Raw genomic sequence first — 20,183 nt, forward strand, 5'->3', positions numbered from 1 at the left:
ACACCCGACGTCGGCGGTGTGTGGAGCCGTTCTCGTCGTTATCCCGGCGTCACCACGCAGAGCCCCAAGACCCAGTACGAGTTCTCCGACTTTCCCATGCCGAAGGACTACCGGGAGTGGCCCACAGGTGCACAGGTACAGCTGAGATGGAATGCCATGGCTGTCACTGAGAAGATGAGCGGCTGATGACCACCGAGATCCACGACGCGGCCTCGGACCGGTCGTCCAGCCACTTCCGGCCCGCGGCGACACAGGCAGCAACGGCCGGACGAACTCCCACTCGGCATCGGACAGTCCGGCGCGCCTCCTGACGGCTGGGAGATGGTCCTCGGCGAACGGCTCGGACACCTCACCCCGCCCGTCACACGTACCGGGCAACCGCATCCTCGGGCGAGTCGACCACCACGTCCGGTGACATCGACGCGGACCGTCGCGCCGGGGAGCCGCGGTCTGTTCTCCATGCCCGGTCATCGCGGCGTCCGCCTGGTGGAGCAGCCCTCGGTACGAGAGCCGCATCGGCACCCCGATTGACACACCCAGGTCTCAGGACGGGTGGCATGGCTTGGTCAGGTGTCGACTTGAAACAATGGGCACGGTGATGAACCGAATGGCCTCGGGACGCGTTGAAGAGGAGACGGTTCCCGGGCTCCCCTCGTGCCTTGGGGCAGTCGCTCATGCCCTGTCGGCTTCGTACACGTGCGTTGTCGGCAGGGCGGTCAGCACACTCGTCAGCGGCGACGTACGACGCGGTCAGTCGGCTTGGGTGAGACATCGCCCCGTGGACTGGACGGCGCGGCGGACGTGTGATGCGCGCGAGTCCCGCTCGGCCGGCGGTTGGTGTGGCATGAGTTCCGCACTCGCGCTTCGATCCCAACCATGCAGAGGTAGCACATGACGTTGTTCGATCACCCGCTGGTGCCTGCCGGTTCTGCCGAGGCGGCATCGGACGAGACCGGTCGGATGCTGCAGATGATCACTGGGTACTGGGTGACCCAAATCACTCGTACGGCAGCGGAGTTCCGTATCGCGGACCATATGCACCCGGACGGGGCGACCCCGGAGGAGATCGCGGACGCCGAAGCACTGGATCAGCAGGCAACGTACCGATTTCTGCGTGCTTGTGCTTCATTGGGCCTGGTTCGCAGTGACGACGGGCGACGATTCACTGCCACACCGCTGCTGGAGACCCTGCGTGCCGACAGCCCCAACTCACTGCGCGCCATGGCCCTGTGGGGCGGTTCCGCCTCGCACTGGGGGCCGTGGGGAAACCTGGCCGAGGCGGTGCGTTCCGGCGGTCCCCAGGCCGAGGCCACACTCGGCGCCCCGTTCTTCGATTGGCTCACCGGCAGGCCGGGTGAGGCTCGCGTCTTCACCGACGCCATGACCACGATGACCCGCCGCATGGCTGAACAGCTGGCAGATGTGATCGACGTGAAGGACGCGCGGACGGTCGTCGATGTCGGCGGCGCCGGCGGCAACTTCGTGCACACTCTTCTGCTGCGCAATCCGTCGCTGACAGGTGTGGTGTTCGATCTGTCTCACGCCAGTGCCGACGCTCAAGCCTCGGCCGAGCGGCTGGGTGTCGCCGACCGCAGCACCTTCGTGGTCGGTGACTTCTTTGAGCAGATACCGTCTGCGGACATCCACTTGCTCAAGTTCGTCCTTCACGATTGGGATGACGAATCCAGCATCCGTATTCTGCGCAACTGCCGCGACGCGCTGACGGCTGGAGGACGGATACTCGTGGCGGAGATGCTTGTCGATCGTGTGGGAACGCCCGGGCTGCCTCCCCTGATGGACCTCAATATGCTGACTCTCTCCACGGGCCGTGAGCGCTGCGTCGCCGAATACGAGCATCTCTTCCGCCAGGCGGGGCTGGTGCTGGACAAGATCTCTCCCTCACCCTCCCTGGTTTCCGTGCTTGAGGTCGTGCCCGTCTGATCGGTCGATCCTTCAAAAGGGTCCGTCGGTTTACTGGCGGGCCCTTCGCGATGAGCCGAAGGCGCACTGGAGGCGCGTGCGGCCGGGAGAGCGGTTTCTGGCTGGAGGAGCTCGCCGCCCCCTACTACCGGTTCAAGGAGGCCGGCTGGGACATCACCCTCGCCTCCCCGAAGGGCGGCCGACCGCCCCTGGACCCCAAGAGCAACGAGGTCGCCAACCAGACCGACGAGACCCGCCGCTTCGAAAACGACCCCGAAGCGACCGCCGCACTGGCCGACACCGTACGCCTGGACTCCGTCGCCGTCGCCGTCGCCGCTGTCGCTGTCGCCGTCGACTACGACACCGCGGAGGCCACGGCCTCCTGTGGGACCTGGCCGAGGACACCGATTCCGCCCGCCTCATCGAGACGACCCTGCGCTCCGGCAAGCCCCTGGCCCTGGTCTGCCACGCCCCGGCGTCCTGCACCACACCGTCACCGAAACATGGCACAGCCAGGTCGGTGACTGGCAGCCCTACATCGTCCAGGACGGCCTGCTCATCACCGGCCAGAACCCCGCCTCCTCCGGCCCGGCCGCCGACGCCGCCTCAAGCTCATTACCACTCACACCTGAGGCGGTCAGCGCTGAGACCGCCGGCAGCGGCCCGTGCGCCCGTGGGTCATGACGCTCCGCTCGTCTCGGTACGAAAGGTTTCCCGGAAAGCCGTTCCGGGGGCCGGCGCCATCATCTGCCGTAGCGTTTCCCCGCCGAAGCCGCCGAAGCCGCCGAAGCCGCCGAAGCCGCCGGACCGGCTGGACCGGCTGGACCGGTGTGCCGCATCGCCGCGGGCTTCTCCATACATCCGCCGAGTGGCTTGCTCGGCCGGGGGAGGGAGGTGGCCACTGGGTGTGCAGGAGCGGCGCTGTCTCCGCTATGCCCTTCGGGACGTCCTGCGCGGTGAAATGTCCAAGAGCGGCCGCCATGGCGTCGGTTGCCGCACGGTCGATCGAGGCAGGGACTTCCGGACGGATCGTCCTGTGAGGCTGGTCCGGTCGGGTCTATGCACACTGAGTGCGGGTTCGATTCACCGGAGCACCGGAGCACCGGACAGACTTGCTGGAGCTTGCTCTGAGAGGCTCCGGCTCTCAGCCGCCGTTGGCACCTGGCCGAGAAGGAACCAGCCCGGTTGCGTACAGGGCCGAGCACACGGCGCGCGTGGACGGAGTTGACGTTGGCCGCTCCTGAAGAGTTCCTCCGACTCATGGCCCGGCCATCGGTGACGCCCGCATCGTCAGCATGTGGAGGGCAACGGCGAACTGGGTGTTGGTGGCTGGGGCCGCATCCCAGCCTGCCATTCCGCAATCGTCATGGCTACGAAGCTCCGCGCCCTGAGACAATCCGAACCAGGTGTACCGAGCGGGGACGAACCCGCAGCGCGTGAACCGGCTGGGCTGAGCCCACGTTGTGGAGAGGGGAGTCGGCAACGGTAGGAGTGATGTCATGACGACGCCAGCATGGACGGAGGCTGCCGACATCCGGCCCAGCATGGCACTGTCCGCGGAAGTTCTTGCAGTTGCATTTATCGCAGGGGATCCACCGAACAATCCACCTGAAGCATGACAGTGGCAGCCAGAACTTTGCGCAGGCTCCGTCGACGGGGCCTTTGTCCCCAGGGCGCGTACTGATTTTTCAGTCGGGCTCGTTCATGCAAGTAGCAGAGGAGGTCGCACCGAGATGGCCGATGCGTCGAGTGCCGAACAGAGCGACCGAATAGAAAGTGAAGGACCGGTCGGCGACCGAAAGAGCGGAATCCGGCGGACCTTACGTAAGTTGTTTTCGTCTGGTCAAAAGCTCGCAGCGTCGCGTAAAACGGCAATGGTCGCTGTGGCCCTCCTCGTGGCGGGAGCCGTGCTATCTCTCGTCGGCGCAGGCTTTGTGGGAGGTCCACTGCTGGCTGCTGGGTTGGCGGTTGGAGGCCTGCACTTAGCAGCGAAGGGATATGAGAAGCGTCAAGCAAGAAAGGCTGAAGCCTCGCGGAGCGAGAATCGGCCGTGGAGCTCTGACCTTCCTCGAAATTCGAACCGAAACTCCCTTTCGGAACAGAATCTGGAAGACCTTTCGTCTTCTCGGCAGCTTATGACGGCGTTGCGTGAGGTGGCGAAGAGATTGGAGGCAATGGAGGAGCGGATGGCGACGGATGCGCCTCGTTCCGTGACGAAAAGCTACCTACCCGGAGTGGACGAGAACCAGCGCCTGACTGCAGCTGTGCAGTGGCCGACTTCCAGTCCGGTAGTCGCCATGCGTGATGCCCCAACGGAGTCGCCGACGGAGTTCCAGCGGTCACCGAGTCCAGATTTTGTCGGACGTGAAGTCCGAACGGAGTCGCCGACGGAGTTCCAGCGGTCACCGAGTCCAAGTTCTGTGGATGCGTCACACTACGCGAGGGCGCCTGAACCTACAGTCGGTGCGGGGCAATTCATGCCGCAGAATGTTTCGACCCATCCGCAGAACCCGGAAGAGCCCCAAACGGGTCGATCGCCCCAACGGCAGGCCAGTGCAAGCAGCTCCGTGCGGGGCAGAGGCCGTTGAGTGGTTCTGCCCACCAACTCCTTTCGTTCACGGAGTGCCTCGCAGCAGCTCCGGCAGTGGGTCAGTAAACGGTCACCAGGGAGCTGACCGTCGAGCGAAGGCCAAGCCGGAGAACGGAGCTGCCCCATCACCCGGCTTGCATTACGAGGCGGGCAATGGGTTTCTCATCCCGACTGCATCGGGAGGTTGTTCGGGCGGCCTGTTCGATGAGACGGGTGACCACGGCGCGGTGGGAAACGGAGACGGCGTGCGAGAACGCGAACTCGACTGTGTGGGCATGGGCGCGTGCGGCCATGAAACGTTGCTCGTCCGGTGCGGTGACCTTGTCCTCGGCCGTGACCAGGTCCTATGACGGGATGGTCTTCCAGACGGTCTCTGTAACTTCCTCGTGGGAGACCGAGGCGCTCAGCGGACGCTGGGTGACGGGGATGAGATGGGTGACCGCTTCGGGTGGGTTGGCCTCGAAGGCGATGTGGTCCTTGATGCCGGCCCGGCGGCGACGTTCCTGCGACTCGACTCTCGCGCGTAGGACCCGATTTGTGCTGCCCGTCGTGCGGGCCAGGCGATCAGGGTCGTGGCCAGGGCGGCCACCGCGAGCGCGGAGCCTGCGACCAGGACGGCTGCCGGGTCCCAGAGCTTGCCGAGCACCTGCACGAGGACGGGGAAGACGAATCCGACGTAGGTGAGGCTGTAGAACACGGCGATCACGGTCGAGATGTTCTGCGGGCCGGCGAGTGACTCCGCGAGCTGGAGACCGCTCACCAGCAGGAGACCGTAGGCCGAGCCCAGGACGACGGTTGTCACGAGCAGCAGGAGCAGTGAACCGGTGGCCACGGTGAGCGCCGCGGTGAGCAGTCCGGCGATCACCGATGCCATGCCGGTGCCGAACGGTGCGGCCGGGGAGCGCCGGGTCAGACGTCGCGCCCATGGCTGCACCGCGATGCCGCTGCCCAGGGTGACGGCGGCGATGATGCCGCCACCGACGGCGCCGTACCCGCCCAGAGGCACCAGGACCGGCAGTGCCGCGAGTGCGACGGTCGCCGCTCCGAAGACCCCGGGGTGCTGTCGGAAGTACCGCGGTCAGGAAGAGGCGGCTGGTCAGCACCATACTGAACCGATCGGGCACGTGTGACGTCGTGTCTGCCACCGGGTTTCGCCGGCGCGCCCGCGCGCCGCCACTGTCCCGATCCGCGCCGACGCGATCCCGTCGGCGGGACGATGGGGCGGCCGGACATGCCGTCCCGAAGAGTGATGAACCAAGCACATCAAGGAGATCCAGTGAACGTGAAGACCGTGCTACGTCCCTCCCGCAGAAGTGCGGCCGTGATGGCGGCCGTTGCGGGCATAGCCGCCTTCAGCCTGTCGGCCATGACGTCGGCCTCCGCGGCCAAGGCCGAGCCCGCCGAACAGGGAGTGAAGCCTACGGTCGTGCTCGTGCACGGAGCCTTCGCCGACTCCTCCAGCTGGAACGGCGTGATCACGCGCCTGCGGCACGAGGGCTATCCGGTCGAGGCGCCCGCCAATCCACTGCGTGGGCTGGCCGACGACTCGGACTATCTTGAGAGCTACCTCAAGAGCGTGAAGGGACCGATCGTCCTCGTCGGCCACTCCTACGGTGGTTCCGTGATCAGCGACGCCGCCGCCGGTGACCCGAAGGTCAAGGCACTGGTCTATATCGCCGCGTTCGTTCCCGACAAGGACGAGACGCCCGCGGAACTCGGCGACAGGTTCCCCGGGGCGACACTCCCGTCGGCGCTGCAGCCCGTCCCCTACCCGCTGCCCGGCGGAGGCACCGGCACCGACCTCTACGTCCAGAAGGACAAGTTCCACGACGCGTTCGCCGCGGACGTGCCCCGGTCGGTCACCGATCTCATGGCCGTCACCCAGCGTCCGCTGGCCGCGTCGGTCTTCGACGAGAAGGCGACCGAGACGGCCTGGAAGACCATCCCGTCATGGGACCTGGTCACCACCGAGGACAACGCGATCGCACCGGACGAGCAGCGCTTCATGGCTGAACGCGCACACGCGCACACGGTCGAGATCAAGTCCTCGCACGCGGCCCCCGTCTCCCACCCCGGCGCGGTCACCCGTCTCATCGAGCAGGCCGCCCGAGCCACCTCCAAGTAATCCTCGGGGCATCAGTGCCCAACGTGCCCCGCCGCCTCTGGCTTCGGTCAGGTGGTCGGCGGGGCGTGTCGGCGGGGTCGTGGGTGTGATTGACGACGGAGTAGACCGGTCGTATAGTTCTGGATGTCGGAACGCGAAACACACTTCGGAGGTTGAACGTCATGGGCCGTATCAAGGTCGGCACGGAGAACAGCACGGACATCGAGCTGCACTACGAGGACAAGGGGGCGGGCCAGCCCGTAGTACTGATCCACGGCTACCCGCTGGACGGAAACTCGTGGGACGGGCAGACGACGGCACTGCTGGACGCCGGCTACCGGGTCATCACCTACGACCGGCGGGGGTTCGGCAAGTCCAGCCAGCCCTCGACGGGTTACGACTACGACACCTTCGCCGCCGACCTGAACGCCGTACTGGAGACGCTGGACCTGCGCGAAGCGGTGCTGGTCGGGTTCTCCATGGGCACCGGCGAGGTCGCCCGTTACCTCTCCGCCTACGGTTCGGCGCGTGTCGCCAAGGCCGTCTTCCTGGCCTCCCTGGAGCCATTCCTGGAGATCACCGACGACAACCCCGACGGCGCGGCGCCCGCCTCCTTCTTCCAGGGCGTCTCCGACGCGGTCAAGAAGGACCGGTACGCCTTCTTCTCCGACTTCTACAACGACTTCTTCAACCTCGACGAGAACCTCGGCACCCGGGTGAGCGAGGAAGCGGTGCGCAACGCCTGGAACGTGGCCGCCGGTGCCGGTGCGATCGCCTCGGCCGCCGCCCCCTTGACCTGGCCCACCGACTTCCGCGCCGACATCCCCCGCATCGACGTCCCGACGCTGATCGTCCACGGGACCGCCGACCGCACCCTGCCCATCGACGCCACCGGACGGCGCTTCGCCAAGGCCCTGCCCACCGCGCAGTACACCGAGATCGAGGGCGCCCCCCACGGGCTCCTCACCACCCACACCGCCGAGGTCAACGAAGTCCTGCTGGCCTTCCTCGCCCAGTAACCCAGCACCCGCGCCCAGTAAGCCGCCCCCCTGGCCGGCCGGCCGCCTATGTACACAGACCCACCCCCCGCGTCACTCGCCCCGCCGAAAGCGAGCGGCCCACTGACCCACAGGAGCAGTCACCATGAAGGTCCTCATCGTCCTCACCTCGCACGACCAACTCGGCGACACCGGCCGCACGACGGGCTTCTGGCTGGAGGAACTCGCCGCCCCCTACTACCGGTTCAAGGAGGCCGGCTGGGACATCACCCTCGCCTCCCCGAAGGGCGGCCGACCGCCCCTGGACCCCAAGAGCAACGAGGTCGCCAACCAGACCGACGAGACCCGCCGCTTCGAAAACGACCCCGAAGCGACCGCCGCACTGGCCGACACCGTACGCCTGGACGCCGTCGCCGCCGACGACTACGACACCGTCTTCTACCCCGGAGGCCATGGCCCCCTGTGGGATCTGGCGGAGGACACCGATTCCGCCCGCCTGATCGAGACGACCTTGCGCTCCGGCAAGCCTCTGGCCCTGGTCTGCCACGCCCCCGGCGTCCTGCGCCACACAGTCAACGAAGACGGCACACCCCTGGTACAGGGCAGGAAGGTCACCGGCTTCACCAACTCCGAGGAAGAAGGCGTCGCCCTCACCGACATCGTCCCCTTCCTCGTCGAGGACGAACTCAAGAAGCTCGGCGGCCACTACTCCAAGCTCGCCGACTGGCAGCCCTACGTCGTCCAGGACGGCCTGCTCATCACCGGACAGAACCCCGCCTCCTCCGGCCCGGCCGCCGACGCCCTCATCACCTTGGTCTCGGAGACGCACACGGCTGGCGCGTAAGCGCCTACGTGGTGACGTTGAGCGAACAGCTCGTCGATTCCGTCGGGCCGGAGGCTAGGTGGCTCCGGCCCGACGGGCCCGTCAGGGTCCGACGTGACACGGGTTATCGGACATAGCGCTGTCGAAACTCTGAAAATTCATCCGTTCGACGGTGTCCTGATCCACCTCTTGCCCAACGCCGAGCAGACCGTGCCGGGTAGGAGACCTCTGCCTACCAGGAAGTATCGCCGCGTTGGCTGGTGGCTGCGGCCTACCGTGTGTTCCTCGTCGAAGGCCTTCTCGACGCCTTGCCCGGCTGACGTGACCCGTGCTCCTGAGAGGGACACCAAGATCGGCGTGGCTCGCCTGGACCTTGGTGGACAGGCTCCGCCCTACTGTCTCACTCATCTCCGCCGGACCTCATCCGCATCGGCGGGCGGAGGCTTTACGTGGCCTCCTCGCCCGCCCCGACGTTACCTCTCAGCCCACCAGGTCCGGGATGAGCGTCCCGGCTGCCGATCGCGAAGCGAAGTCGTGGACCGGGCGCACAGAAAGGAGTTGAACGCCATGATCAAGCCCTACGGGCCTTATGACTTCATGCCTCAGATCGCCAGCTTTTCACTGACGTCTCAATCACTCGTCAATGGTGGTCGGCTCGATCGCGACCAGGTGAGTGGAATTCTCGGGGCAGGAGGATCGGACATCTCGCCGCAACTGAGCTGGTCCGGTTTCCCGAAGGAGACACGCAGTTTCACTATCGCGATGTTCGACCCCGACGTGCCTACCGCATCAGGCTTCTGGCATTGGACCATCGCCAACCTTCCTGCCTTCGTGACCGACCTCCAGGCCGGGGTGGGAGATGGTGGTGAACTGCCGGGCAACGCCATCACGCTGGCCAATGACGCCGGCCACCATCGGTACCTGGGCCCTGCGACGCCTCCGGGTAATGGGCCCGATCGCTACTTCCTCGTCGTGCACGCCGTCGACGTGGAGGAACTGCCAGTGACCGCCAACGCGACGCCTGCCTACCTCGAATTCCTCCTCTTCACTCATGCTGTGGCACGGGCGACCATGTACGGCACGTACGAACGATGAAAGCGGCGACCACGGGAACGCCGGGCAGAGTGGCGCGTGTCGTGATCGGCATCGGTGGTGCCAGGTGGCTTCCGAGGGTTGCCGGCACCCAGCGTCCGCGTGGGCTGTCCGCTCGGTAGCGAACCGCGCCCGCTCTCGACACTGCCGTTGAGATGGCAGGTCAGCCGTTGGGATGGAAGGTCAGGTGCGACGATCGTCCGCTCCTCCTCGTGGCTGAGGCCGGTCTCGGCCCGTTGAAAGAGCTGCCGACACCTGGCCTCCATGGTGATGTCGCCGAAGTGAGAAGCGTTGAGGACCCGTGACCTGAGTCCGCCGGTCACTTCGGCGCAATGGCCGGCCGGTCCGGTCGCACGGAGAACGCCGTGTCACCTGCGACGGCGACAATCGCGTCCTCGACCTGCAGCAGGTACGGCGTGGTCTGCGCCGCGGACTCTCCTGGGTCGCTGATCGCGGGGATCCGCCAACGGACCGTGCCAGTGGCGCGGTTCAGGGCCAGCAGACGGCCGTACCGGCTGGCGAGGAACAGCGTGTCGGACTTCTTCGACCACACCGGAGTCGACAGGCTCTCGACCTCGGTCACACGCTGCCACAGCCGTTTGCCGTCCGTCACCCGTGTGGTGGTGACCGTCCCGTCGGGCCGGACGAAACAGAGGACGTCCTTGACCAGCCTGGGAGTGCCACGCGGTGTATCAGGCAGTGATACCCGCTCGACGACGCCGGTGCGCGGATCCACCCGCTCCAGCGCCGTGTACGGCTGGTCATCCCCGTTGCTGCCGAACTGCTGCGCTTCCAGTTTCGGGACCAGGAAGAGCAGTTGTCCGTCCACGGTGCCCATCGGCTGGGCACCCGTGGAGAGCGAGGCGATCTCCTGGCTCGTGCCGTCGTCGGGGTCGAGCCGCAGCAGGGCGATGTCGCCCTGGCTGGGACCGTCCACCGGCGTGCACAGGCCGTAGGGGGCGCCGTCCAGCACTGTCGGAGTGCAGGCGTTCCCGGCCGAGGATTTCGCCGGCGAGGTCCACAGCTGTCGCCCTGTCTTGTCGTAGGCGACGAACGCGGTCTTGTTCTCGTCCATCGCCACGATCCCCTGATCGAAGAGGGCGGCCGGCTCGTCCTCGTTCACGGGGCGGGCCCAGAGCTCTCTGCCGGTCCTCTCGTCCAGCGCGACCAGCCGCCGGGTGACGTAGGCCGGTGTGGGCTTCGGCTTGCGGTAGGTGTACACGTGCCCGTCCCGGACGCCGACAGGACGCGAGGTCTGCGGGCTGATGCCGTGCCGCCACAGGACTCGGCCGGAGGCGGTGTCCAACTTGGTGACGGTGAATCCGGTGCCGGCGCAGTAGACGGCGCTCGCTCCGCCCGACACGCAGCCGGACTCCAGGTAGTCGACGGATTCGTCCTTCTTCCCGGTGAGCAGGCTCGCCCTCCAGGGCTGCCAGCCTGCGGGCAGGACCAGTTCGGGGCGGGCTGTCCCGTTCGCCGAGCTGCCGGGGGAGACCGAGTCGCGGGTCGCTCCGTTGGCGCTCACGAAATGGGTCGCCGTGATGCCGATCGTGGTGATGGCCATCACCGAGCCGAGCGTGACGAAGATCCGCCGTACGTGGTGAGTGCCCCTCCTGGCAGCCGTCCCGTCGGCTTTGTAGGCCGTGCTGCCTGGCGGGATGCCGGTTCCCGGTGCCGAAGCCGGGTGCGAGGAGTCGCGCAGGGCCGGGACGGAGCCCGAGTGCGGTTGGGTCAGCAAGTCGTCGGTTGGCAGCTGGAGCAGCAGGCGGTGCAGTTCGGCGAGCTCTGGTCGATCAGCCGGGTTCTTCGCCAGGCATCTCCCGGCGATACGCCGCAGCGGTCCCTCCACCCCGTCCAGGCGCGGCTGGTCATGCATCACCTGTTGAACCGTCACATATGGGCTACCGCCGTCGAAGGGGCGGTTGCCGGTGGCCGCGTACACCAGCACTGAGCCCAGCGAGAAGACGTCCGAGGCGCCCGTGATCTCCTTCGGCGAGGCGAACTGCTCCGGGGACATGAAGGGCGGAGTGCCGATCAGTCGGCCCGTGAAGGTGAGATCCTCGTTGTCGGCCGCGCGCGAGATGCCGAAGTCGATGACCCGCGGGCCGTCCTCGGCCATCAGGATGTTGCTCGGCTTGAGATCCCGGTGCACCACCCCCGCCCGGTGGATGTCCCGCAGCGCATCCGTGAGCCCGAGCGCCAGCGCGCGCAACGCGCGCCCGCTCAGCGGTCCCTGCTCGGCAATGGTGTCGTACAGCGTCCGGCCCGGCACGTACAGCGTCGCCATCCACGGCAGCTCGGCGTCCGGGTCCGCGTCCACGACGGGCGGGGTGAACGCACCGCTCACCCGCCGTACCGCCGCGACCTCCTGCCGGAAGCGGGTGCGGAACTCTTCGTCCAGCGCGTACTGCGCGTGCACGACCTTGAGGGCGACCTGTCGGCCCGAGGCCGACAGCCCCAGGTGGACGACGCCCATGGAACCGCTGCCCAACCGCTTGATCAGGGTGTAACCGCCTATGGACGCGTCCGCGGACCCGTCACCACTGAGGCTCAGCGACATGCGCTGGTCACCCTTCCCCCTTCCCTCGCCTGACGGACTGCTCCAGGCTTCAGACTAACCTCGCCGTTTCAGCTGGAACCGCTGGACCGGCTGAGCGAGGTTGTCGGAGGCCGTGTCGGCCGCTGGCGGGGCCGCGGCTCAGTTGGCGGGGTAGCGCGGTCGTGACCGGGAAGCGGCCGAAGCCGGTGGTCTCGCCGCACCGGATGCGGTTCTCGGCTGTGGTGACCCGGCAGATCGACGATGCCGGCCAGTTCGGCGGCCTCGCGGAAACCGAGAGGAAGGTGCGGTCTCCGCGCGTTCCTGATGACCGGCGACGTCTGCGGGACTGGCCGCCGGTGCGCGTGTGACGCTGGTGATCGTGGACCCGCGTACGCTGGCCGGCTCCTTCTCGTTGCTGATCCTGAGCCTGGATCCTCAATCCTCTTGCGGCGGAACTGCTCATCGGTCACGCGCTGCGTCCTGAGGTTCGTTTGAAAGTCGATGGCTCCGACAGTGTTCCCGTCCTGCGATCTCCAGGCGATCGGACGATCCGCGTATGCGCGCAGAGCGGGAGTTACGGCGGCCTGAGTACGGTGATCTTTGTCTATCCCGGCATCGGCGGCATCGGTGAGTCTCCGCACACAACGTGTTGGCCAGGGTTTCGGTTCGCCTGACGAGGCAGTCGGCAGGGCGATGCGCTTCTTCGTTGCTGTCGCGGGCCCGCAGTCGGCGTGCCCTGACCGGGCCGTGTCGTAGCCTGTGGCCATGTTGCGCCGCTTGATGGCTCTGCCGTGGATGCATACGGCGTACGACGTGGTGATCGCGGGGCTGGTGGGCTGTGTGGCCTTGAGCTCTGACGATCCGTTCGACTGGTTCATCGGGTGGGCGATGGCCCTGGGGCTGTTGTTCCGGCGGCGTCGGCCGATGACGGTGGTGATGCTGGTCTCGGGACTCGTGGTGGTCCAGCCCGTGGTGGCGTCCGATCTGGCCGCGTACGACGTGGCGCTGTTCGTCGCGATGGGCTCGGCGGTCACGCGTACCCGGGCGATGTGGCACGCCTGCGTGTCGGGTGCGGTCGTGCTGCTGTGTGCGGTGGTGTCCTTCGGCAGGCTCCTTCCCGTCGGTGAGCGGGAGCCCGAGGGCTTCGGTGACATCGTCGCCCTCGGTGGTCTCTGCGCGGCCGTGTGGCTGACCGCGCTGGTGCTGAGGACCCGTCGGCTGTACGTGGCCACTCTGGAGGACCGGGCCGCCACGATCGAACGGGAGCGTGAGCATCTGATACAGCTCGTGGCCGCCCGGGAACGTGCCGATATCGCCAGGGAGTTGCACGATGTGGTGGCCCACAGTCTGTCGGTGATGATCCTTCAGGCCGACGGGGCCGGCTACGTCCTTACGTCGGATCCCGACAAGGCGGGTTCGGCGCTGAAGGCGATCGGCGAAACCGGCCGTGACGCGCTGGAGGACATGCACAGGATCGTGCGGGTCCTGCGCGGCGGTCGGACCCCGGGCGGCCAGGGCGAGGCTGCGGACGCCGGCCGCCGCCGGATCTCGCTGGACGATCTGGAGACGGTGGCCGAACGGGCCCGTGTGGCTGGGCTGGAGGTGGCCCTGGACGTCGAGGGTGAGCGGGACGGGCTGTCGACGGCGGATGAACTCACCGTGCTGCGCGTCGTCCAGGAGAGCCTGACCAATGTCCTGCGGCATGCCGGTCCCGGCGCGGTGGTCACGATCACGCTGCGGTTCGATGAGGACGTGGTGCTGATCGGCGTGGTCGACGACGGAGCCCACAAGCTGGCCGGTTTCCGGCTCGCTGCGGACAGGGGTGGCGGCGGCAACGGTCTCGTCGGCATGCGTGAACGGGTGGAGGTTTCCGGCGGGAGTTTCACCGCCGGGCCGCGGCTGGGTGCGGGTTGGCAGGTCGACGCGAAGCTGCCGGTGAGCCGGCAGGCCGACAAGCAGGTCAGGACGACGAGATGAGTGAGATGAGCGGGCCGATACGTGTTGTCGTGGTGGACGACCAACCACTGATCCGCGCGGGATTTGCCATGGTGCTGGCCGCGCAGGGCGACATCGATGTGGTGGGCGAGGCGGAGAACGGCGCGGATGCCCTCGCGTTGCTGGCGAGTACTGAAGCCGATGTCGTCATCATGGACATCCGCATGCCCGTCATGGACGGCGTGGAGGCGACCCGGCGGATCCGTCAACTCAGCCCATCACCGGCCGTGTTGGTGCTCACCACCTTCGACACCGACGAGGATGCCTTCGCGGCCCTGCAAGCCGGGGCGAGTGGCTTCCTGCTGAAGAACACTCCGCCGGAGGAGGTCGTGGGGGCGATCCGGGTGGTGGCGTCCGGTGAATCCGTCGTTGCCCCGCGCGTCACGCGTCAGCTCCTGGACCGGTTCGCGGGCAAGCTGGCGCTCACGCCCCGCCATGAGGAGCGGTTGGAGCTGCTGAGCACGCGCGAAAAAGAGGTGCTCGGGCTGATCGCCGAGGGCTTGTCCAACCGGGAGATCGCCGCCCGGCTGGTCATCGCGGAAGCGACCGTGAAGACCCACTTCGGAAATATCCTGACAAAACTGGATCTGCGCGACCGGGTACAGGCCGTCATCTTCGCCTATGACGCCGGCCTTGTGGCCCCCGCGAGCTGACCGACCCCGGGCTGACCGACCTCCGACGGGAACAGACCCGACTGCGACGGTGGTCGTAGTCCGACTCTCCCCTCCCGGTCGCAGGAGCGCGGCGCGGAGATCAGTTCCTGAACCGATGTGCCGCGGCGCCCGGTCTTCAAGAATCAACGGTGTCGGGCGGCGAATGATCGGCCGACGACTCGGAACGATTCTTCGGAGGCCGTCATGGCAACTGTCACTCAGCCACGCAAGACACTTGTGTTCGGTATCGTCGCGCTGGTTGCTTTCGCGGTGATCGCGACCACCGCCGCGATCTGGTGGAAGCAGCACAACAAGCTCAGCCAGGCGTCCAAGGCCGACTGTCAGCTGGCGCAGGACCTTATCGACAGCGCTCAGCAGATCCCCAAGGACGAGGCAGGGATCGAGAAGTGGGTGAAGGCCGAGCGGAAGCTCCGGGCGCAGCTCCACGACGGCTACCTCGGTGCCAACATCTCGGCCTACAACGGATGGGCGGCCCAGCGGGCGAAGGGGGAGGGCAAGCCGCCGCAGAAGCAGATTCGGCGAGTCGCGGACTCGGCCAACGACCACTGCGCCGACGCCGATGTCAAGCTCACCTTTCCTTCACTGTCCGCCTGAACGGGTGCGGCGAAAGGTATTCCTCCCATGACTATGAATCAGGCAACGGGATCATTTGCGGCAGCCGAGGGGGAACACATCGCTGCGGCCGTGAATCTGATCAAGACGTATACGCAGGGCCAGACGGAGATCAGGGCCCTGGACGGAGTGAGCGTCGGCTTCGCCCGCGCACGGTTCACCGCCGTCACCGGACCGTCGGGCTCGGGAAAGTCGACGCTGATGCACTGCATGGCCGGTCTCGACGCGGCCGACTCGGGGCACGTGGTCCTGGACGGAACGGAGCTGACCGGACTGTCCGATCGGGCACTGACGCGGGTACGGCGGGAGAAGGTCGGCTTCCTCTTCCAGTCGTTCAACCTGCTGCCGCAGTTGACGGCCTTGGAAAACATCGCGCTGCCCCTCACCATGGCCGGCCGGAGCCTGGACCACGACCTGCTCGACCACCTCGTCGGTGTGCTCGGCATCGGCGACCGGATGTCCCATCGGCCCGGCGAACTGTCCGGCGGTCAGCAGCAGCGCGTGGCACTGGCCCGCGCCCTGGCGGCCCGGCCCGCTGTCGTCTTCGCCGACGAACCCACTGGCAGCCTGGACTCGCGCTCCGGCACGGAGGTACTTGAGCTTTTGCGCCGCTCCGTGCGCGACCTGGGCCAGACCGTGGTCATGGTGACGCACGATCCGCACGCCTCCGCCTACGCGGACCGGGTGCTCGTTCTCGCCGACGGACGAATCGTCGACGACGTCGACGTCTCCACCGACTCCACTTCCTCCGCCGCTTCCGCCGCCTCGACCGGCTACCGCGCCGACGTCATCCGGGGAACACGCACCGTGCGGAGGGCCGGATGAACCCGGGAAGCCCGGCGAAAGATTACTCCTGGCGCGCGAGCGTCCTGGGCTCGCAGCTGACCGAACTGCTCCGGCGGCCCGGACGGATCCTGACGACCGGCCTGTCGGTCCTGGTGGCCGCCTTCGTCGTCTTCGGCACCGTCATGGCCCAGCAGATCACCGTGAACACCACCCTCGACCGCTTCCGCGGCACACCGGAAGCCGCAGCCCTGGTCGCGACTACCGGCAGTGACACGGCCGCCCTCAGCACCACCACACTCACGCAGATCCGCGCGCTTCCCGGGGTGGCCGAGGCCAGCGGCCGCACGAAACACATCGCACCGATCGTCGGTCCGTCCGAGCGCTTGCTCGAACTCCACTCCGACCCCGGTACGGGACCACTGTCCCAGGTACGGCTCGTGAAAGGCAGCTACCCCAAGCACGACGGCGAGATCGCGGCCAACCGCCAAGCCGCCGAAGAACTGGAACTGGCCCCCGGCACCCGCATGACCCTGCTGGTCCCCGACCGCACGGACCCGGACAAGAACGTCAAGGTCACCGTCACTGTCACCGGTGTGGTGACGAGCACCGCGACCGACGGGCAGCGGCCCGGCGGTTACACCACCGACGCGCGCATCGCGCACATCGCGCATCTGTCGGGCTACCAGCACGTGGACATCCGTGCCAGGGACGGAGCCGCGCAGGACGAGCTGTCACAGCAGGTCCGCGGCGTGCTCGACAGGACGTCCCCGAGCGCCTCGCTCGCTTCCGGCAGTGCCGTACGAGCCAAGGAAGCCCACGAGACGCTGGAGGGCGACCTCAAAGAGGTCTTTGAACTCATCTCCGTGTTCCTGGCCGTCGCCGTGGTGGCCGCGGCCCTGGTCGCCACCTCTGCCTTCCGCATCGTCTTCGCACAGCGGCTGCGGCAGTTGGCCCTCCTGCGCGCCATCGGCGCCCAGCAGAGCCGGCTGGTGACCGCCCTCGCCGTCGAGGGCGCCGTGGTGGGCGCGGTCGCGGGCTCACTCGGTGTGCTGCTGGCGCTGGGCGCCGGGCACATCGCCGCGCCGGCCGCCCACCTCCTGGCGGGAGCGGAACTGTCGGCGCCGGGCTTCCCCGTGCTGTACGCCGTGCTGGTGGTCCTGGGGACCGTGCTGGTGACGGTGTGCGCGGTCCTCACGCCCGCTCTGTCATCGGCAAGGGTGTCACCGCTCCAGGCACTGCGTTCCGCGAGCACCGTCACGGGTGAGCGCGGTATCGGTCCCGCACGGCTCACCGCCGGAGCCTTCCTCGCCGCCGCGGCGTTGGGGCTCGCCGTCCTGCTCCTCGGCGACCTGCCCGAACCGGGCCGGGAGGGCCCCGACCGTGTCCTCCCCATGCTGGGCACCGTCGCCTCGATGGCCCTGGCGTTCTTGGCGCTCATTGCCCTCGGCCCGCTTCTGGTCCGTCCCGTCCTGGCCGTGGCCGGCTGGCCACTGCGCCGACTGGGCGCCACCGGCGGGCTGGCCGTCAGGGGCATCGCGGGCGCGCCGCGTCGTGCCGCGGCCGTCTCGGTCGTCGTTGCCCTCGGCGTCGCCCTGGTCTCCGGCGCTCTCGTGGGCCTTGCCTGCCTCACCGGCTACCTGGAACGTGCTGATGCCCTTGCCGCCCCCGCCGACTTCCGCGTCGCGGGCGACGGCAAGGCCCTGGAACCTGCCGCCGTACGACAGTTCGCCGCGTCGACGCAGCTCACCCATGTCACCGGCTACCGCACGCTCCAGGTCGCCGCCGGCCCCGCAGGGGCACGCGAGGAGATCGAGGTGTCGGACCTGGCGCTGGGCGCCCTGCCCACCGGCAAGGACATCGGCACCGCCACCGGCACCCTCGACGACCTGGAACCGGGCAGTGCGGTCCTCGCCTCGGACGTGGCCGACCTCCTCGGCGTCACCGCAGGCGACACCTTCACCCTCGACTCCCCCCTCGGCGGCATCCGGCTGACCGTGGCCGCTTCACTACCCGGTCAGGGCCCGCTCCAGGCAGGCGTGCTGGTCGTACCCGCCGATCTCGACCGGATGGGCGCAGGAGAGAACCCGAGCGGTGTGCTCGCCGACGCCGCCGACGACAGCCTCGCCGCCCGCGGCAAGGCGCACCGGGCACTGGAGGCCATGATCCGCGAACACATCGCCGATCCCGATGCCGTCACCATCAGCGTCCTGGCGGAGAGCCGGGACGACAGCCGGGAAGCGATGCGGATCACTGGCACCACCGCACTCGGACTGGTCGCCCTGACCGTCCTCATCGCGGTCGTCGGCGTCACCACCACCACCAGCCTGACCGCCGTCGAACGCACCCGGGAGTTCGGACTGCTGCGCGCGCTGGGGCTGAGCGGCGGCGCACTGCACCGGACCATCACCGTGGAAGCCGGTCTGTACGGCGTCCTGGGCAGCGTCTTCGGTGTGGCCCTCGGCATCCCGTACGCCTGGCTGCTCATCCGCATCGCCGTCAGCGAGGCGCCCTTGCGGCTGCCCGCCGGCCAACTCCTGGTGGTCTGCACCGGCCTGGCCGCTCTCACGGCCCTCGCTGGTCTCCTGCCCGCTCGCCGCGCGACGCGTGTCACCCCGATGACCGCCCTGAGCGACACCGAATGAAACCGCACGTGATGCCGCCGGAGCGCAGTACCCGGGACAGACCGAGGGCCGCCGTGCGGACGGCGGGTGCGAGCCGGGCCGGGCGGAAACGGACCACCGGCACGGTGACGGACAGCGCCACCACCGCCGTCGACCCGTCGAACACGGGCGAGGCGCGCAGCTGACCCGAGGACCGCCTCCTGCTCCTCGTAGACGAGCCCGGACACCTGGATCTGCTCGATGGCGGTGCGCCGCCGTGCCGGATCGGTAACCGAACGGGGTGTCAGCCGGACTGTACGACAGCACGCCGATGAGGCCGAGTTCCCAGCTGCTGCCTCCAATGCGCCGGTTTGGTTCTTGGCGTTGGTGACGACGGCAGGATACTCGTCGACACGATCCCGCAGTTCGTCGACGTTGCGGGAGATCGAGGTGGCGCGGTGCCCTGCGGCGCCGAAGCGGAGGGGTGTCGCGGACTCAGACCTGTACCGGCCCTGCCGACCGCGACGGCTGAAGCGTGGAAGAGACGGGGATACTCACCCCGCAAAGATCGCATTGCAGCGGCGACTTCTGAGTAGAGGCGATGAGCTCTTCCGGAGCTCATCGCGGTCGGGCTGGAGTCGTAACCCTTGTCCCCGAGTAGTGCCTCGGGTCGGCGCCCGGCCGGTCGGTACGGCCTGCGACGAGCGGGATGCCGTCGGCCGGGGAGAGGGGTTGGGTGAAGTCGCTGACGCCTGCCGCGGTGGGGATGACCTTGAGCGGGGTGCCGCGTCCGTCGCAGAGCATGTGGTGCTTGCTGTCCGTCTCGCGTTGGCCGCCCGGCGACGGGCCGGTGCTGGCTCCCCTTATTTCGCGCGGATGTGGAGCCGTCCACACATGTCCTGGACCAGTCGAGGTCACTCGCCGCGTTGTCCCAGCTCCAGCGGCAGCAGTTGCTAGGCCATGCCGTTGTGCAGGAGAGACAGGATGCCCCGCAAGCACAGTCTGTCCGGCGTAATCAACGTCAAGTGCCCATTTGTGGGACTTGTCGGCCCCTGCCCTCTCCCCGTGCCCATGCACGGGCTCGACGTCTCGCGCGAGCATTCACGACGAGCGCGCGACGTTGAACCGCCAGGCTCGCCAGCGCGGGGTCTGCGCCTTCGAATGAACCACCGAAGTGGTTTAGCCGTAGTTGTGTAGCAGGTAGTTCGATCGATAACGAATCATGAGATATATCGATCTGCATAAGGGGATTTCAAATTGGATGACGAAGAATTTAACGCCAGCGTTACCTTTATGAACAGCGCGGACATCGGCCGTGATGCAATTTACCGAATGCAACAGGAAAAAGTTTCGAGGCAAGCCAGCCTTCTGGTCGAACGGGCGCTTCGGTTTCCCCTAGACTACAGCGAAGGGTCGCGCCTGAACGAGCTCCGACGCATCGAGGAATCCG

13 protein-coding genes and 3 pseudogenes are annotated in these 20,183 nt (G+C 67.6%); 13 read left to right on the forward strand and 3 right to left on the reverse strand.

Features of this window, described 5'->3' with window-relative positions; genetic code table 11:
* From ACH4DZ_RS43935 to ACH4DZ_RS43945, 3 genes and pseudogenes are all read left to right on the forward strand, one after another.
* Window positions 1-186: pseudogene (locus ACH4DZ_RS43935) on the forward strand (hypothetical protein); the annotation flags it as partial.
* 705 nt (window positions 187-891) lie between these two features.
* Window positions 892-1,941, forward strand: coding sequence for a methyltransferase (locus tag ACH4DZ_RS43940; protein ID WP_398295317.1), 1,050 nt, complete (start codon window positions 892-894; stop codon window positions 1,939-1,941).
* Between the two features lie 50 nt (window positions 1,942-1,991).
* Window positions 1,992-2,604: pseudogene (locus ACH4DZ_RS43945) on the forward strand (type 1 glutamine amidotransferase domain-containing protein).
* A 2,309-nt stretch (window positions 2,605-4,913) separates the two neighbouring features.
* Here ACH4DZ_RS43945 and ACH4DZ_RS43950 read toward each other — a convergent pair.
* A complete protein-coding gene (locus ACH4DZ_RS43950; protein WP_398295319.1) occupies window positions 4,914-5,516 on the reverse strand; it encodes a hypothetical protein in 603 nt (200 codons plus the stop codon).
* A 276-nt stretch (window positions 5,517-5,792) separates the two neighbouring features.
* On the opposite strand from ACH4DZ_RS43950, the gene ACH4DZ_RS43955 reads away from it, so the two are divergent.
* From ACH4DZ_RS43955 to ACH4DZ_RS43970, 4 genes are all read left to right on the forward strand, one after another.
* Window positions 5,793-6,635, forward strand: a complete 843-nt coding sequence (locus ACH4DZ_RS43955; protein WP_398295358.1) for an alpha/beta fold hydrolase — start codon at window positions 5,793-5,795, stop codon at window positions 6,633-6,635.
* 161 nt (window positions 6,636-6,796) lie between these two features.
* On the forward strand, window positions 6,797-7,633 hold the full coding sequence (locus tag ACH4DZ_RS43960; protein WP_398295321.1) for an alpha/beta fold hydrolase: 837 nt from the start codon (window positions 6,797-6,799) through the stop codon (window positions 7,631-7,633).
* A gap of 124 nt (window positions 7,634-7,757) precedes the next feature.
* Window positions 7,758-8,456, forward strand: coding sequence for a type 1 glutamine amidotransferase domain-containing protein (locus ACH4DZ_RS43965; protein WP_398295323.1), 699 nt, complete (start codon window positions 7,758-7,760; stop codon window positions 8,454-8,456).
* A gap of 546 nt (window positions 8,457-9,002) precedes the next feature.
* Window positions 9,003-9,530, forward strand: a complete 528-nt coding sequence (locus tag ACH4DZ_RS43970) for a YbhB/YbcL family Raf kinase inhibitor-like protein (protein WP_398295325.1) — start codon at window positions 9,003-9,005, stop codon at window positions 9,528-9,530.
* Window positions 9,531-9,846: 316 nt separating this feature from the next.
* Here ACH4DZ_RS43970 and ACH4DZ_RS43975 read toward each other — a convergent pair whose 3' ends face one another.
* Window positions 9,847-12,087, reverse strand: coding sequence for a PQQ-binding-like beta-propeller repeat protein (locus ACH4DZ_RS43975; protein WP_398295327.1), 2,241 nt, complete (start codon window positions 12,085-12,087; stop codon window positions 9,847-9,849).
* Window positions 12,088-12,248: 161 nt separating this feature from the next.
* Between ACH4DZ_RS43975 and ACH4DZ_RS43980 the strand changes: the two genes are divergently transcribed.
* From ACH4DZ_RS43980 to ACH4DZ_RS44005, 6 genes are all read left to right on the forward strand, one after another.
* Window positions 12,249-12,434, forward strand: a complete 186-nt coding sequence (locus ACH4DZ_RS43980; RefSeq protein WP_398295329.1) for a hypothetical protein — start codon at window positions 12,249-12,251, stop codon at window positions 12,432-12,434.
* Window positions 12,435-12,831: 397 nt separating this feature from the next.
* Complete coding sequence (locus ACH4DZ_RS43985) at window positions 12,832-14,043, forward strand: sensor histidine kinase (protein ID WP_398295331.1); 1,212 nt, start codon at window positions 12,832-12,834, stop codon at window positions 14,041-14,043.
* A complete protein-coding gene (locus ACH4DZ_RS43990) occupies window positions 14,040-14,714 on the forward strand; it encodes a response regulator (protein WP_398295333.1) in 675 nt (224 codons plus the stop codon). Before ACH4DZ_RS43985 ends, ACH4DZ_RS43990 begins: the two co-directional genes overlap by 4 nt.
* 204 nt (window positions 14,715-14,918) lie before the next feature.
* Entirely contained in the window at window positions 14,919-15,329 is a 411-nt protein-coding gene (locus ACH4DZ_RS43995) for a hypothetical protein (RefSeq protein ID WP_398295335.1), read from the forward strand.
* Window positions 15,330-15,362: 33 nt separating this feature from the next.
* Window positions 15,363-16,172: an ABC transporter ATP-binding protein gene (locus ACH4DZ_RS44000; RefSeq protein ID WP_398295360.1), complete on the forward strand. Its 810-nt coding sequence runs from the start codon at window positions 15,363-15,365 to the stop codon at window positions 16,170-16,172.
* The gene (locus ACH4DZ_RS44005) at window positions 16,169-18,775 is read left to right on the forward strand and encodes an ABC transporter permease (protein ID WP_398295337.1); all 2,607 of its coding nucleotides are present in this window, start codon (window positions 16,169-16,171) and stop codon (window positions 18,773-18,775) included. The genes ACH4DZ_RS44000 and ACH4DZ_RS44005 overlap by 4 nt, the downstream gene beginning before the upstream one ends.
* Here ACH4DZ_RS44005 and ACH4DZ_RS44010 read toward each other — a convergent pair.
* Window positions 18,741-19,044: pseudogene (locus ACH4DZ_RS44010) on the reverse strand (IclR family transcriptional regulator C-terminal domain-containing protein); the annotation flags it as partial. The gene ACH4DZ_RS44005 and the pseudogene ACH4DZ_RS44010 sit on opposite strands and share 35 nt — an antisense overlap.
* Between the last annotated feature and the right edge of the window lie 1,139 nt (window positions 19,045-20,183).

This window comes from Streptomyces sp. NPDC017991, from assembly GCF_044328075.1.
Taxonomy (GTDB): domain Bacteria; phylum Actinomycetota; class Actinomycetes; order Streptomycetales; family Streptomycetaceae; genus Streptomyces.

Bases quoted from the DNA above. Each gene is read 5' to 3' on its own strand.
- ACH4DZ_RS43970 (WP_398295325.1), top strand. From the start codon at position 9,003: ATGATCAAGCCCTACGGGCCTTATGACTTCATGCCTCAGATCGCCAGC.
- ACH4DZ_RS43990 (WP_398295333.1), top strand. From the start codon at position 14,040: ATGAGTGAGATGAGCGGGCCGATACGTGTTGTCGTGGTGGACGACCAA.
- ACH4DZ_RS44005 (WP_398295337.1), top strand. From the start codon at position 16,169: ATGAACCCGGGAAGCCCGGCGAAAGATTACTCCTGGCGCGCGAGCGTC.
- ACH4DZ_RS44000 (WP_398295360.1), top strand. From the start codon at position 15,363: ATGAATCAGGCAACGGGATCATTTGCGGCAGCCGAGGGGGAACACATC.
- ACH4DZ_RS43965 (WP_398295323.1), top strand. From the start codon at position 7,758: ATGAAGGTCCTCATCGTCCTCACCTCGCACGACCAACTCGGCGACACC.
- ACH4DZ_RS43995 (WP_398295335.1), top strand. From the start codon at position 14,919: ATGGCAACTGTCACTCAGCCACGCAAGACACTTGTGTTCGGTATCGTC.
- ACH4DZ_RS43975 (WP_398295327.1), bottom strand. From the start codon at position 12,087: ATGTCGCTGAGCCTCAGTGGTGACGGGTCCGCGGACGCGTCCATAGGC.
- ACH4DZ_RS43960 (WP_398295321.1), top strand. From the start codon at position 6,797: ATGGGCCGTATCAAGGTCGGCACGGAGAACAGCACGGACATCGAGCTG.
- ACH4DZ_RS43940 (WP_398295317.1), top strand. From the start codon at position 892: ATGACGTTGTTCGATCACCCGCTGGTGCCTGCCGGTTCTGCCGAGGCG.
- ACH4DZ_RS43985 (WP_398295331.1), top strand. From the start codon at position 12,832: ATGTTGCGCCGCTTGATGGCTCTGCCGTGGATGCATACGGCGTACGAC.